General features: G+C 44.3%; 12 protein-coding genes and 1 pseudogene. 4 read left to right on the top strand and 9 right to left on the bottom strand.

The features are described 5' to 3' along the window. Positions 1-261: 261 nt before the first annotated feature. From FTT89_RS09895 to FTT89_RS09875, 5 genes are all read right to left on the bottom strand, one after another. Complete coding sequence (locus FTT89_RS09895) at positions 262-918, bottom strand: 3-oxoacid CoA-transferase subunit B (protein ID WP_104473207.1); 657 nt, start codon at positions 916-918, stop codon at positions 262-264. Further along, positions 918-1,589 carry a 3-oxoacid CoA-transferase subunit A gene (locus tag FTT89_RS09890; protein WP_005178033.1) on the bottom strand — a complete coding sequence of 224 codons (672 nt, stop codon included), beginning with the start codon at positions 1,587-1,589 and terminating at the stop codon, positions 918-920. The genes FTT89_RS09895 and FTT89_RS09890 overlap by 1 nt, the downstream gene beginning before the upstream one ends. 39 nt (positions 1,590-1,628) lie before the next feature. Next, a complete protein-coding gene (locus FTT89_RS09885) occupies positions 1,629-2,909 on the bottom strand; it encodes an MFS transporter (RefSeq protein WP_168405865.1) in 1,281 nt (426 codons plus the stop codon). Positions 2,910-3,166: 257 nt separating this feature from the next. Further along, on the bottom strand, positions 3,167-4,372 hold the full coding sequence (locus FTT89_RS09880; RefSeq protein ID WP_034597549.1) for an acyl-CoA dehydrogenase: 1,206 nt from the start codon (positions 4,370-4,372) through the stop codon (positions 3,167-3,169). 15 nt (positions 4,373-4,387) lie between these two features. After that, entirely contained in the window at positions 4,388-5,542 is a 1,155-nt protein-coding gene (locus tag FTT89_RS09875; protein WP_005178038.1) for an acyl-CoA dehydrogenase family protein, read from the bottom strand. 482 nt (positions 5,543-6,024) lie between these two features. On the opposite strand from FTT89_RS09875, the gene FTT89_RS09870 reads away from it, so the two are divergent. Continuing rightward, on the top strand, positions 6,025-6,861 hold the full coding sequence (locus FTT89_RS09870) for an IclR family transcriptional regulator (RefSeq protein WP_034597686.1): 837 nt from the start codon (positions 6,025-6,027) through the stop codon (positions 6,859-6,861). A 225-nt stretch (positions 6,862-7,086) separates the two neighbouring features. Continuing rightward, a complete protein-coding gene (locus FTT89_RS09865) occupies positions 7,087-8,799 on the top strand; it encodes an electron transfer flavoprotein-ubiquinone oxidoreductase (protein ID WP_180108560.1) in 1,713 nt (570 codons plus the stop codon). Between the two features lie 235 nt (positions 8,800-9,034). On the opposite strand, the gene FTT89_RS09860 is transcribed toward FTT89_RS09865, so the two are convergent. After that, positions 9,035-10,789: a bifunctional protein-serine/threonine kinase/phosphatase gene (locus FTT89_RS09860; RefSeq protein WP_180108559.1), complete on the bottom strand. Its 1,755-nt coding sequence runs from the start codon at positions 10,787-10,789 to the stop codon at positions 9,035-9,037. 62 nt (positions 10,790-10,851) lie between these two features. Next, entirely contained in the window at positions 10,852-11,661 is an 810-nt protein-coding gene (locus FTT89_RS09855) for a formate/nitrite transporter family protein (protein ID WP_180108558.1), read from the bottom strand. A 292-nt stretch (positions 11,662-11,953) separates the two neighbouring features. Between FTT89_RS09855 and cynS the strand changes: the two genes are divergently transcribed. After that, positions 11,954-12,403 carry a cyanase gene (gene cynS, locus FTT89_RS09850; RefSeq protein WP_180108557.1) on the top strand — a complete coding sequence of 150 codons (450 nt, stop codon included), beginning with the start codon at positions 11,954-11,956 and terminating at the stop codon, positions 12,401-12,403. Between the two features lie 209 nt (positions 12,404-12,612). On the opposite strand, the pseudogene FTT89_RS09845 reads toward cynS, so the two are convergent. Further along, a pseudogene (locus tag FTT89_RS09845) lies at positions 12,613-12,939 on the bottom strand (KGG domain-containing protein); the annotation flags it as partial. Positions 12,940-13,498: 559 nt separating this feature from the next. Then, positions 13,499-14,740, bottom strand: coding sequence for an MFS transporter (locus FTT89_RS09840; RefSeq protein WP_016658127.1), 1,242 nt, complete (start codon positions 14,738-14,740; stop codon positions 13,499-13,501). A 658-nt stretch (positions 14,741-15,398) separates the two neighbouring features. On the opposite strand from FTT89_RS09840, the gene FTT89_RS09835 reads away from it, so the two are divergent. Beyond that, entirely contained in the window at positions 15,399-15,638 is a 240-nt protein-coding gene (locus tag FTT89_RS09835; protein ID WP_104471337.1) for a DUF2171 domain-containing protein, read from the top strand. The last annotated feature ends 88 nt before the right edge of the window (positions 15,639-15,726 follow it).

Raw genomic sequence — 15,726 nt, 5'->3', positions numbered from 1 at the left:
ATAAGAAATGCAATGTAGAGAATAAAACAAAAAATTTCTCTCCCTTGGTCGGAAATGAGCAGTGCTGCGACCAAGAAAGAAGGTGTGATCCATCTTCTTCCTGAGCCAGAACTGGGGCAAGAGATGGCGTTTTTAATCTTCTTTTAAATATGAATAAAACGAATATTTTGTGATTGATCAAAGAGATTTAATAATTTCAATATAAAAAATCGCAGCCGAAGCTGCGATTTTTTAATCACTTCAAGAAGAAATGAGATGATTTTAAGCCACCTGACGGGCATCAATTAACGGACAACCAGTCTGTTGCTGCAGTTCGTCAAAGCTCAGCCCATCCACCATTTCAAGTACGAAAGCCTGATTGTCTTTCAGTTCAATCACACATAAATCGGTATAAATACGGTTAACACAGTGTTTACCGGTAATTGGATAAGTCAGTTCATCTACGATTTTCGCTTCGCCATTTTTGGTGACATGCTCCATACAGACATAGACGCAGCGTGCACCGACCGCCAGATCCATGGCACCACCGACGGCTGGTACCGCATCGGAAGCACCAGTATGCCAGTTGGCCAGATCTCCATTAATTGCCACCTGAAATGCACCCATAATACAGATGTCTAAATGCCCGCCGCGCATAATATCGAAGGAATCAGCAGAATTCATAAAGCTACCACCCTCAAGCATACTGACCAGCTCTTTTCCTGCATTAATCAGGTCATTGTCTGGCTGTTCATCTGCACCCAAGGCGGTAAAACCCAAGACACCATTTTCAGAATGTAAAATGACTTCCTGCTCCGGTTTTAAATAGCCTGCCACGCGTGTTGGCAAACCAATTCCTAAATTGACAAAAGAGCCGGTTGGAATGTCTTGTGCGACGCGTTGTACGATCTGTTCACGTGTACGTTTTTGAATATTCATTATTTAATATCTCCAACCTGAACCACATGCTGTACAAAAATGCCCGGCGTTACAATAATTTCAGGGTCCAGCTCACCCAGTTCGACAATTTCATGCACCTGGGCAATGGTCGTTTTGGCCGCCTTGGCCATAATCGGGCCAAAGTTACGTGCGGCCTTGCGGTAGGTTAAATTACCCCAGCGATCAGCCTGATTGGCATAGATCAAGGCATAATCGGCATGAATCGGATATTCCAGGACATAGTCTTTACCGTTAATGTGGCGGGTTTCTTTGCCTTCTGCGATTTTGGTCCCAAAGCCGGTTGGTGTGAAAATGGCGCCTAGTCCTGCACCGGCGGCCTGAATACGACAAGCCAGATTTCCTTGTGGTACCAGTTCCAGTTCAACTTTTCCGGCTTTATACAAATCTTCAAATACAGTGGAATTATTGGCGCGCGGGAAAGAACAGATCATTTTCTTGACCAGTCCAGACAACAGCAAATTGGTCAGTCCACGATCGCCAGACGCTGCATTATTATTGATAATGGTTAATTCTTTCGGACCAAGATCAATTAATGCTTCAATCAGTTCAATCGGTTGCCCTGCCAGACCAAAACCACTGGTCATAATGTGCGCACCATCAGGAATCTGTTTCAGTATTGCCTCGATATCCTGTGTGATTTTATTCATCATCTTGCTTCCTAGCATCTTTTCTATGTTGCGATATACAGATTAATCTGCTTTTTGTGGGTCAAATAAACGGTCTTTAATAAAGAGCGCGGGAATCAGACCACAAAGAAAATAGGCAACGCCCATAATCAATAAACCGGTACCAATTGATCCACCTTGAGCAAAGTAGCCAATGGTTAATGGCGCGAAAACTGCACCTAAACGGCCCACGTTGTAGGCACCACCCACCGCGGTCCCACGGACTTTGGTCGAGAAACTTTCTGTCATATAGGTCGCGTTAATACCGTATGGGATGCCATACAGGAAACCGAAGAACAGCATCAACCAAAGGATATTGTCTGGGGTATTGCCAAATACAATAACTGGAATAAAGATCGCGGTGCCCATGGTCCCGAAGGCAAATACAGCACGACGGCCAATACGGTCAGCAATATAACCGGCAATGACTTTGGTACACATCATGATCAGGAATGTGCCAATCATGTACATGGTCATTTCTTTAAACTTGATGCCCAGATCAGATTCTAAATAAGCCGGCAGCCAGTTACTTACACCGTAATAACCAAACTGTAAAAATGCGGTACTGAATGACCAGAGAATGAACATGCGACGGCTTAAGGCATCTTCAAACACCATTTTGAAGGTATTTTTTGGCTTTTCCTGAAAAATACCGCTGGCTTTTGCTTCTTGGCGTGCTTTACGCGCATCGAGCCAAGCCTGTGGTTCTGGCACCAAAAAGTGCATCACTACAGCCAATACAATTGGAATAATGGCGATGTAATACAGATAACGCCAGCCATATTCTGGCAATAACCAGCCTGCTAGCGCCGTGGCCACCACCGAACCTAAGGTCCAGCCGGTCATTAAAGCCGCCAGTACCGTCGAGCGATGCTTGGTTGGCACGTATTCTGCCATGAGCGTGTTACAGGCAATATATAAAGCCCCTAAGCCAATTGCAGAGATAAAACGTAACCACTTGAATTGATCATAGCTTTCTGCGAATCCTAACCAGCAGGTTAAGGTTGAAAAGAGAGCAATAGCAATCACAATCACGCGAACTCGCCCAAAGCGGTCACAAGCCCAACCACCAAAAAAGCCACCAATGGCCATTCCAGCAAGTGTCCAACTACCTAAGGCACCCGCCTGCATATTCGTTAATGAGAATTCCTGTTTAAGACTGGTCAGACTATAGGCCAATAAGGCAATATCTGCCCCATCCACCAATAATGCTAAAAACGAGAAAATAAAGGCTAAAATCCAGACTTTTTTCTTTGGTCTGTTTTCACCTTCCAGCTGGTGTTGTTGGGAACTGATTGTGTTCATAGCGTCCTTAATATTTCTTTAGCATTCCTGTGCCTGCAGAACTTTTGAGATAACTTATCATCCTGTGATGAGATGATGACTGTTATTCAAACCCTGATTCTGGCTTGGAAAATAATTAAAAACATCCAGTTTTTATTTCCATTTTCCGACTTCATTTTTTGGTATTTACTCTTGCCAGATGAAGTTAAATCATGGTCAAAGTCCATAAAACAGCAGGAGTTCTAGCCAGCAAATGCCGGCTAGAGAGGATCAATTTTTTAGTTAACAAACGCAGCAATTCCGGTCTGTGCACGGCCCAGAATTAAGGCATGTACGTCATGGGTACCCTCATAGGTATTCACTACTTCCAGATTCACCAGATGACGCGCTACACCAAACTCATCCGAAATGCCGTTACCGCCCATCATGTCACGAGCCAAACGGGCAATATCCAGCGCCTTGCCACAGTTATTGCGCTTGATTAAAGATGTTCCTTCAATCGAGGCAATACCATCATCTTTCATGCGGCCAAAACGTAATGCTGCCTGCAAGCCAAGAGCAATTTCAGTTTGCATATCAGCCAGTTTTTTTTGGATTAACTGATTGGCAGCCAAAGGACGACCAAACTGTTTACGGTCCATGGTGTATTGATGTGCGGTATGCCAGCAGAACTCCGCCGCACCCATCGCACCCCAGGCAATGCCATAACGGGCACTGTTCAGACAGGTAAACGGACCTTTTAAGCCACGGACTTCTGGGAAAGCATTTTCTTCTGGGACAAATACGTTATCCATTACAATTTCACCGGTGATGGAAGCACGTAAACCGACCTTGCCGTGAATCGCAGGCGCAGACAGCCCTTCCCAGCCTTTTTCCAGAATAAAGCCGCGAATGTCACCGACATTGCCTTCAGGTGAAACTTCTTTGGCCCAGACCACAAATACATCGGCAATTGGGCTGTTGGTAATCCACATTTTTGCGCCTGTTAAACGATAACCGCCATCGACTTTTTTGGCACGGGTAATCATGCTGCCCGGGTCAGAACCATGATCCGGTTCGGTCAGACCAAAGCAGCCAATATATTCACCCGTAGCTAATTTTGGTAAATACTTCTGTTTTTGTTCTTCCGAGCCAAATTCATTAATTGGCACCATCACCAGCGAGCTTTGTACACTGGCCATAGAACGGTAGCCTGAATCGACACGTTCAACTTCACGGGCAATCAGACCATAGCTGACATAATTTAAACCAGCACCGCCGTATTGTTCCGGAATGGTTGGGCCTAGTAGGCCTAGCTCGCCCATTTCACGGAAAATGGTCGGATCGGTTTTTTCATGACGAAACTGTTCCAGTACACGTGGCATCAGCTTGTCCTGACAATAGGCCGCAGCAGTATCACGGATCATGCGTTCTTCTGCAGTCAGCTGCTGCTCCAGCAGGAATGGGTCTTGCCAGTCAAATCTAATTTTTGTCATGTCTATCATCCCTTCTTATTTCGATTAAGCAGTCGCTTGTTTAATCATTTCACGTGCAATGATAATTTGCTGAATCTGGGTCGTTCCTTCATATAAACGGAATAAACGCACATCACGATAGAAACGTTCAATTGAATATTCGCTGATATAGCCGGCACCACCATGAATCTGCAAGCAGCGGTCAGCAACGCGGCCACACATTTCAGTGGCAAACATTTTGGCACATGAGGCTTCAACCGTGACATTCTGACCGGCATCACGCTTACGTGCTGCATCTAGCACCATACATTTGGCTGCATAAATTTCAGCTTTTGAGTCGGCTAACATACCCTGAATCAGCTGGAAATTTGCAATTGGCTGACCAAACTGTTTACGTTCCACCGCATAATTTAAGGCATCTTCCAGCATACGTTCTGCCATACCGACGCTATAGCCGGCAATATGCAAACGACCTTTGTCGAGTACACGCATGGCTGTCTTAAAGCCAACGCCTTCAACTCCACCAATCAGCTGATCTTTATGAACGCGGCAATTATCAAAAATTACGTCACAGGTATATGAACCATGCTGACCCATTTTTTTATCAATTTTGCCCAGACTTAAACCTGGCGTACCCGCTTCAACCAAGAAAGCTGAAATACCGCTGGCGCCTTTAATTTCCGGATTGGTACGCGCCATGACCGTGAAAGTGGTGGCACGTGGTGCATTGGTAATAAAACGTTTGGTTCCATTTAAAACGTAGTAATCACCATCTTTTACCGCACTGGTTTTTAAAGATGCTGCATCTGAACCAGAATCTGGCTCAGTCAAACAGAACGAGCCAATGATTTCACCCGTTGCATAACGTGGTAAATACTTTTGCTTTTGCTCTTCTGTACCATCAATTACGATACCGCTTGAACCAATACCATTGTTGGTACCAATTAAAGAGCGGAAAGCAGCAGAAGTCCGGCCCAGCTCCATCGCCACCAGAATTTCTTCTTCCATGGTGATGCCTAAACCGCCGTATTCTTCAGGAATGGTCAGACCGAACAGCCCCAGTTCTTTCATCTGATCAACAATGTGTTCAGGAATGGCATTATTTTCTTCTACTTCATGCTCGAGTGGAACGAGCTCGTTTTTCACAAAATCGCGAATCGTTGATAGAAGTTGATCAAGCATTTCTGGATCACGAATCATAGGAATCTCCGTTTTATCTGGTTTGGGTAAATTCCCTCACCCTTATTTTCATTTCGCAATACGAAATAAATAATCACAAAATTAAGATTTCAGCAAGAAATTTTATGAAAAAATTTATTTTTTCTATAAATAAGCAAATTTTTACTGAATTTCTGTTTTGATTAATATAGAATAAAATTTCATAATACGAAATTATTTCTTTAAAAATTTAAATTTAAGGATGAATATTAATCAGAAATGATTAAGGGACCATAAAATTAGGCACTAAACAATAAAATTCATTACTTTATTGGAGGTTTTACTCTAAAAGTACAAACGTTACTTTTATCGTGTTATAAAAATTTATCGCAACCTGTTTGGCCGCGATACAGAATAAAAATCATTTATTTTTTGTGCAATTTATCAATAATTTATGTGTTTTATTTTGTATCGTGAAACTAAGTTGCTATCATATTCATTAATTTACTCTATTTATGCTGAACATGACAAAAAATAAAACAGGTGAAATCCCTAACTTTGATGAAATTCGCTTGGATCCGATTTCGCATATTCACCGCGAAAATAATCCGCAGTTCATTGCCTCTATTGCACGTGGACTTGAGATTTTAAGATGCTTCTCGGCGACCAATCAGTTGTTAGGTAATCAGGAAATTGCGCAAATGACCAATTTGCCCAAACCGACCGTGGCGCGTATTACCAGCACCCTGGTTTCTCTGGGCTATTTAAAACAGTTGCCAAATACGACCAAATATCTACTTGATGTAGGCGTACTGGCATTGGGTTATTCGGCATTAAGCAATATTTCTGCGCGAACGCAGGCTCATCCGTTCATGGAAGAAATGTCACGCTATGCCCAGGCGCCGGTCGCCATGGCCACCCGTGACCGTCTGAATATGATTTATCTGGAAGTAGTCCATACTGACACGACCCTGACCATGCGCCGTTCGGTCGGTTCAACATTACCGATTCATTCCAGTGCCATGGGACGTGCCTGCCTAGCCGCTATGGACGTGAAAGAACGTGAATATCTGTTTGACGCGATCAAGAAAAGACACGAAGAGCAATGGACGACCATTAAACGTAATCTGGAACGTGCGATCCGCGACTATCAGGATTATGGCTACTGTCTGTCTTTAGGTGACTGGGCCAAAGATGTCAACTCTGTGGCGGTGCCATTGATTCATCCTAAACATGGTATTTTGACCTTTAACTGCGGCGCGCCTAGTTATCTGTTAAATCAGGAAAAACTGGAAAACGAGATTGGCCCGCGTCTGATTCATATGGTCAACAATATTGCGATGAATCTCAATAATATCTAAGCACATCATAATCAGGGCGACACAGGTCGCTCTTTTTATTTCGTTCGATATAACCTAATTCCAACACCGCCCTTCCCATGCAAAGCAGCTTTTCTCCTGCGCAACAAAGCTCACAAATCTAAACGTTGAATACAGTCCTATTTCAAATAAAAAGTTAAAAAATAAACTTCAAAACCGATTTATATAATGATATAAATATCGTATAGCGAAACAGGATTTCTTATTATGGAAGATATTAACCGAGAAGCCATGGAGTTTGATGTCGTTATCGTAGGTGCTGGCCCTGCGGGTCTGTCTGCGGCGATTAAAATCCGTCAACTTGCAATTGAAAATAACCTGAATGATCTGTCCGTTTGTGTCGTAGAAAAAGGCTCCGAAGTCGGTGCGCACATCTTGTCAGGTGCGGTGCTGGAACCACGTGCCATCAATGAGCTGTTCCCGAACTGGAAAGAAGAAGGTGCACCTTTAAATGTACCGGTGACAGAAGACAAAACTTTCTTCCTGCTGTCTGAAACCACTTCGAAAGAAGCACCACACTGGATGGTACCAAAAACCATGCACAACGATGGCAACTATGTCATTTCACTCGGCAACGTGGTGCGCTGGTTAGGCCAGAAAGCCGAAGAGCTGGAAGTGTCGATTTTCCCGGGCTTTGCGGCGTCTGAGATTCTGTACCATGAAGATGGCACCGTAAAAGGCATTCAAACCGGTGATATGGGCATTGGTAAAGATGGTGAACCGACCCATAACTTTGCCCCAGGTTATGAACTGCATGCCAAATATACCCTGTTTGCTGAAGGCTGTCGTGGTCACTTAGGCAAACGCCTGATCCAGAAATTTAATCTGGACAAAGATGCCGATCCACAACACTACGGTATCGGCATTAAAGAGCTTTGGGAAATTGATCCGGCCAAACATAAGCCAGGTCTGGTGATGCACGGTGCCGGCTGGCCATTGTCTGAAACTGGTTCTTCCGGCGGCTGGTGGCTCTACCACGCGGAAAACAACCAGGTCACACTGGGGATGATCGTCGATCTGTCTTATGAAAATCCGCATATGTATCCATTTATGGAAATGCAGCGCTGGAAGACTCATCCTCTGATTAAGCAATACTTGGAAGGCGGTAAGCGTATTTCTTATGGTGCGCGTGCCGTAACCAAAGGTGGCTTTAACTCGCTGCCTAAATTCACTTTCCCGGGTGGTTCCTTAATTGGTGATGATGCAGGCTTCCTGAACTTTGCCAAAATCAAAGGTTCTCATACCGCAATGAAATCCGGCATGCTTTGTGGTGAGGCAGTCTTTGAAGCGATTGCTGCCGGTGTCGAAAAAGGTGGTGATCTGGCCATTGCCCGCGTGACTGAGGGTGAAGATTTCTTTACAAAAGAATTAACGTCTTATACCGAGAAGTTCAACAACAGCTGGCTGAAAGAAGAGCTCTACAACGCGCGTAACTTTGGCCCGGCAATGCACAAGTTTGGTCAATGGTTTGGTGGTGCGTTTAACTTTATCGACCAGAACATCTTTAAAGTGCCATTTACCCTGCATGATTTAGTGCCTGACTTCAGCGCACTGAAAACCGTAGATGCGGTAAGCTTTAAGCCGAACTATCCAAAACCGGATGGCAAGCTGACCTTTGACCGTTTGTCTTCGGTGTTTGTATCCAATACCGTACACGAAGAAAACCAGCCAGCGCACCTGAAACTAACCAATGCCTCGATTCCGGTCGATGTGAACTTGCCTAAATGGGATGAGCCGGCACAGCGTTACTGCCCTGCGGGTGTGTATGAAATTATGGAAAATGATGATGGTTCCAAGCGCTTCCAGATTAACGCAGCCAACTGCGTACACTGCAAGACCTGTGACATTAAAGATCCATCACAGAACATCACCTGGGTAACACCGGAAGGTGGTGGTGGTCCGAATTACCCGAATATGTAAGGTAATTCCGATGAGTCAGAACGAAGCTTCTGGCTCATTTACCCAATCCTGAAGACGTTATGAATAACTCTTCACTTTAATTTTGTAGGTAATCCCAGTTCCTTCGGGAGCTGGGATTAATACATTTTAAGCGCGGATTTCATCATCAAAATGGGGCTGTATTGAAACGACAATCGCTGAGCCAAGTGGCTCTGATTTTATAATCAGTCCAGCATTTAAAAATCACTGATTTAATTTAAACACTAAACATCAACGCCAAAGACAACAGCAAGCATAAAAATAACATAGCTGAAACCGCCTGCCAGAATCTAACAGGATTTTTATCCAGCAAGGAAGACTGAACCGGCTTTAAAAAATACCGGTTAGGATGCTTAAGATCATACAGAAATTCCGACAATACCTCATAGCGTTCATTTGGCATCAGGGCCAAGGCCTTATGCAAGGCTCCATCAATCCACACCGGAATATCTGGCCGATATTCTAAAATTGAATGATAACGCACCGTTTTTAGCTGTTTAAGCGTCTGACAACGCGCCAGTTCGGTGCCATAGGGTAACTGTTTGCTAAGTACATAATACAGTACCACGGCCAGTGAAAACTGGTCTGAACGGGTGGAAACCGGCCGCGAGCAAAAATATTCCGGCGCCATAAAGGCCAAGGTGCCCAAAGCCGCGGCATGTTGCGGCTGTGATTCGGAAATCCCCTTGACCAGGGTTGCACCAAAATCAATCAGTTTTAGCTCTAACTGTGCATTCAGCATGATATTTTCAGGGCGAATATCCTGATGCAGCATGTCCAGCCGGTGAAAAGCCTGCAAACCTTTAATGATCTGTTCCGTAATCTGGATGGCGGTTTCAAGCGCAATCGGCTGGCGCTGCTGATGCAGCCAGGTATTTAAGGTCTGGCCAGATAAATATTCATAGGTTTGAAAATAATAAGATTTACTGCGCTGATGCGGATAGGCCGCTAAAACTTGTGGATGCTGAATCCGTTTCGCCACCCACTCTTCCAGCAAAAAACGCTCCAGTGCCTGCGCATCCTGGGTTAAATCCAGTGACGGAATTTTAATGACCAGTTGCTGCTGCCACGTTTCATCCCAAGCCAGATATAAACGGCTACGATGGTTCTGGTGCAGTACATTTTGAATCCGGTAGCCTTCAAACTGCTGACCTATGCTTAAATCCGGGGCCAGACTCAGCTGGTTTCGACTCGGCTGAAATTGTGACTGAGCCTGCTGTGGCAGCTGCTGTACCTGTACAATTTGCAGGGTTAAATTGTCAGGACTGCCCTGTGCATCAGCCAGATGGACCAGCATTTCTGCTACCTGATCAAGATCTAAAGTTTCGGAATCGTGGAGCGCATCAATGATTTGACTATCCGACAGATATTCATATACACCATCGGTCATCAACAGGAAAATATCATCCTGTGCCAACGGCAGACTCAAATAATCCACCTCTACTTTCTGCGCCACGCCCAAAGCCCGGCTTAAATAGCTTTCCCGGGAAGATAACCAGACCCGATGATCGACACTGAGCTGTTCCAGCTGTTGCTCACGCAAGCGGTAAATACGGGCATCACCAATATGAAACAGATGTACAGTTTCATGTTTGAATACCAGCGCGCTAAAAGTGCAGACATAGCCGCGGTCTTTATCGACACGGCTCTGACTTTGCTGGGTCTGGGCATAGAGCCAGGAATTGGTGGCACGAATCACCCGGTCGACCGAAGTTTTGACGCTCCAGGAATCGGGCGTCGAAAAGTAATCGGCCAGAAAACTGGACACAGCGGTTTCACTGGCGATATGACTGACATTGCTGCTGCTAATGCCATCGGCAATGGCGCAGGCAATGCCCTTTTGCTGTGCCAGATAGCCCTCCGGAACAGCCGCGCCGTGAAAATCCTGATTGCTCTCTTTGCGGCCGGCAGCACTATATTGCCCAAGCCGAATTTGAAGTGAAGTCTGGTGTGAAGATGGCAAAGTGGACATGCGCTGATCTCAACTGGCTGGAATCTTCCCTGATTCCAAAATTCATCCTGTGGGCTTAAAACTTAGAACTCGCGTTTTGGTGCAGTGCGGACATGCGTGGTATAAAGCGCAAGACCAGTTAAAGCCAAACCACCTACCAGGTTCCCCAGCGCTACCGGTAACTCATTCCAGATAAAGTAGTCCATCACCGAGAAATCGCCGCTCATCATCATCGCGAACGGGAACAGGAACATATTCACCACCGAATGTTCAAAGCCCATGGCAAAGAACAGCATGATCGGCATCCACATCGCAATAAACTTGCCACTAACGGTGGTCGACATCATCGCGCCAATCACGCCAAGCGACACCATCCAGTTACAGAGCATGCCGCGAATGAAAATTGTGATCCAGCCAGCTACGCCATATTCTTTGTAGCCCAGCGTCCGGTCTTCACCAATATGTGCAATCGCCAGACCGACCTTGTTTGGTTCGGTCGAAAAGCCGTAGGTATAGACCGCTGCCATCATCACCGCCACAATCAGCGCACCAGTGAAGTTACCGACAAAGACCACGCCCCAGTTTTTCAGGATTCTGGCCCAGGTCACGCCCGGACGTTTATCCAGCCAGGCCAATGGCGTCAGGACAAATACCCCGGTCAGCAGGTCATAGCCCAGCAGATACAGCATACAAAAGCCGACCGGGAATAATAATGCACCAATTAAAGGCACGCCGGTTTGCACTGCAATGGTGACCGCAAAAACCGCTGCCAGCGCCAGAATAGCCCCGGCCATGGTGGCGCGGATCAGCACATCACGGTTTGCCATATGTAGTTTCGATTCACCGGCATCCACAACTTTGGTTGCAAATTCGGAAGGTGCAAGATAAGCCATTGCGAGTACCCCTCAACGATTGAAATTTAGCAGTGAGATGATTTGCAAATAAAAAGCGCCCAAGACGACTTTCACGTCTTAGGCGCCATTGCCTGAATCATCCAGCATGTTTTAAAAATTTATGGCGTCGTTGCCATCAGTTCAGTGGAGATACAGCAAGGAACGTACCAACTTTGGGTGAAAGATAAATTTACGCCATGGTCAGATTCAAGATCTGAGCTGATTTTAAGCTGGCATACATTGTGCTTTTCCCTTCTCAGTGTTTTAGCCATAAGCAGTTGAGGAAATAGATATGATTAGCCACCGCCAACAAGTGACAGACATGATTTTATCTGCCAAGGTACTGAACAATATTCAGTGGTCCAGCGTGGCGCAGGAAATTGGTTTATCCAAAGAATGGGTAACGGCAGCCTGTTTGGGGCAAATGGCATTGAATAAGGAACAGGCCGAAAAAATTGGTCAGATATTTAACCTGAGTGATGAAGCCGTGGCCTGGTTACAGATTGTGCCGTATAAAGGCTCTCTGCCAACCAGCGTTCCGACCGATCCTTTAATTTACCGCTGGTATGAAGTGATGAATGTCTATGGTTCTACCATTAAAGAGCTGATTCATGAAGAATTTGGCGACGGGATTATGAGCGCAATTGATTTTAGTATGGATATTCAACGGGAAAGCCATGAAAATGGCGACCGGGTAAATGTGGTGCTATCCGGGAAATTTTTGCCGTATAAATCCTATTAAGATGAGTTTGTGTTGAGCTTAAAACTCTAAGCAATCACAAAAATCTGCGCTTACCTTATTCATAAAGATGATCAAGTAAAGATCAAAACCACATTCATTCCCCCATAAAAATAGGCTTAATCTTCCCGGACAAAAACGATTGCTGTTTTATCCGGTCAGATTAAGCCTAGGTTTTTTAGCAAGCTGTACTAGTCCGAGGTAAAGCGTCCATAACGGTCGCGTTTACGCGTGCTGGAAGATGAGCTGCGGCCACGGCGATCGTCATCATCATCGTCGCGGTTGCGACCACGGCGATTGTCATCGTTTATATGACTTCTGGCGCCGGCACGGCGTGCTTCTTCTGACGTAAACTCATGCGCATTGCCGCTGGCATGGGCTGCGCGGCCGGCTTCACGCGCTTCTTCGGATGTAAATTCATGCGCATTGCCGCTGGCATGGGCTGCGCGCCCACCACCACTGGCAATTTCTCTTTGTTCATCTGGATCCATACTCGCAAATCCACGATTTGAAGTACCCTCATTACGTGTATTGGCCATGATTCACCCTTCCTGTTATTTATTTTGATTGTCTATGTTGCGACTCTTTTAAGATAAGAGGGCTTTGTTGCATAAATATGTAAGCATCTGATTTAAATAAATTTAATTTTGGATCAAAAAATAATCAAAACTTTTAAAATCATATAGTTATGAAATCTTTGTGCAACAAAGCCAGATAAGAGTGAAAATTAAAATAAACAGCTAGGCTTTGTTTCAGATCATTGGAATGTAGCAGGTCTTTTTTATTTTAAAAAATTAACAGGCTGTATTTAAAATAGTAAAATTTTATTCTTTTAAATATCTTTTTTAATTTTTTACCATCTTTATATTTCAGATGTTTTTATTTACAAAATTAAATAATAGACGCGTTAAGATGAAGTGGTTTATTTTCTTAATAATAAAAAATATTTAAATAGAGTCCATAATTTTTAAATATATTCTTTAGTCCCTTGATTTCACTTTCATTGTCTTATGAATTGCGGCTTAAATATAAAAAAATCCAGTCAGTGAGCGCTGACTGGCGAAAAGGAAGACACAGATAAGTAGCTGAATGTCCGATTTAGTCGACCTGGGTAAAGCGGTTTAAGACAGCAATCGACAGCAGCAATAAGGCCACCAGCGCAAAGACGGTGCTCAGGCCAATGGCTTCACTTAGGAAACCGACCAGCGCCGGGCCACTTAATGAACCGCTATAGGCAATGGTCGATACCAGCGATAAAGCAGCCGCTTTAGGCATAATATTCTGACGTCCGACACGGGAGAACATCACCGGCACAATATTGGAACAGCCAAAACCGAGTAAGGCATAGCCCAACAGGACTACTGCCCAGTGCGGCGCCATCACAATAATGCCTAGACCCAAGGCCGCACACAGCGCGCTATAGGTGATGATGTTTTTCTCGCCCCACATTCTTAATAAACGACGTCCGGAAAAACGGCCGATGGTCATGGTAATGGCAAAGAAAGTATAGGCCAGACCGGCAAAAGAAGCGTCCATCCCAAAGTTGCTAACCAGATAAATTCCGCTCCAGTCCATTGCCGAGCCTTCCGATAAAAAGGCAATAAAACAGACCAAACCAATTAACAGAATCATCGGGCTTGGGCGAAATTTCTGCTTCGCTGATGGTGCGGTGTCTTCTGGGGCTGTGTCTGATTTTTTCTCAATTTCAGACAGGCTGTTGGGAACGGCCAGAATGGCAATAAAGGCCAGCACCGCGCTCATGATTAAAGCGCTCATTAGCGGTGAAACACCCAATGACAGCAGCACAGTCACAGTCAGCACACCAAGTAAACCGCCCAGACTGCACATACCATGGAAGCTGGACATCATATTTTTCAGGCTGTTCTTTTCAACAATCACCGCCTGTAAATTAATGGCCACACCAAATGCACCCACCGCGGTCCCAAAGATAAACAGCACAATTGCCATGCTTAAGGCAGTACCAAATACCGTCAGTAACGGCAAAATGATCATCGCTGCAACCAGCGCAATCCCGATTAAAATACGGCAGCCAATACGCTGGATTAACAGACCGGCCGCAGGCATGGCCAGCATCGATCCAATCCCCATACAAAGCAGCAACAGACCAAAGTCTGCATGGTTTAAAGAAAGACGTTGTTGTGCAAATGGAATGAGCGGTGCCCAAGATGCCGTACTTAAACCCAGACCAAAAAAGCTGAGTTTGGTTGCCAGACCTTGTGCATTGAGCTGGGCAGATGCATCAACGACTGTGGTTTTGGAAAACAACATGTATGTGCCACCTTCTAAAAACAGGGCATCCCATTCCAAAAAATTGTCCATAGAAAAACCCCTGCACACTTATAGGAAAATCTATAAACTTGCAGGGGCTTTTGTTGGCGGAATTATACACAATTCACAGCACTGTACAGCCCTTTTTTGTCTATTTTACAAACAATTTTGTAATGACAAAAAGTACTTCATTTTTCTCGTTTTTTTGAAAAATTCCAGCTGCAATATTTTTATATAATCATTTAAAAACAAATGCTTAATAGGTTGATTGTTTTATTCAATCAGTTTAATGAGTTTTAGTGATTGCCTGAAAATTGGCTTACATACAGATACACAGCCCTGCCCTTTCAGTTTTGATTATTCCGACCGCTCAACCAGCTAGCTGTTTCAGGATTAAGCGTTTAAACCAATAAGTAGCTAGAGATCTTCTGTAGTTTATAATTTTTATTTAAAAATAATAAAATGAGATTTATAAATATATGATTTTTGATTATCTCAACTCATCTATTTCAATATAACAATAGCTTTAATTATTTAAATTTAGCCTCAATCATTTAGATATTTCATAATGTGTAATATATATCTCCATGTAGTGAATTGTTATACTCTATGGCGGAGTTGTTTCGATTTTAAATAAAGCTATTTTTATCTCTTTGAGGCGTTTAAATTAAATAGAGATATTTATTTCATCTGAATTGGAGTAATAAAAATGGCTGATATTAATTTAAATAACATTCAGAAACATAGCGAAGTTATTGCCTCATGCGGCACCCATGTCGGTACGGTCGATCATCTGGAAGGCAGCGATAAAATCAAACTGACCAAGCAGGATTCTGGCGATGGGATGCACCATTACATTCCGATCTCTTGGGTGGAAGAAATTCGTGGCAACCAGATTATCCTGAACAAGAATTCTGAAGAAGTCACCCGTCAGTGGGAAGCGGTATAACTTCTAAAAAGCACGATCTGCCCAGACTCGTGCTTTTTTATCGCTAACGATTTCATCTGATTGAGCAAAACAATAAATCGACCCAAAA

Origin of the sequence: Acinetobacter sp. YH01025 (genome assembly GCF_013420185.1) — a bacterium.
Classification (GTDB): domain Bacteria; phylum Pseudomonadota; class Gammaproteobacteria; order Pseudomonadales; family Moraxellaceae; genus Acinetobacter; species Acinetobacter indicus.
Note: the sequence above shows the minus strand (reverse complement) of the source record. Positions and strands in the feature narration are given on the sequence as shown.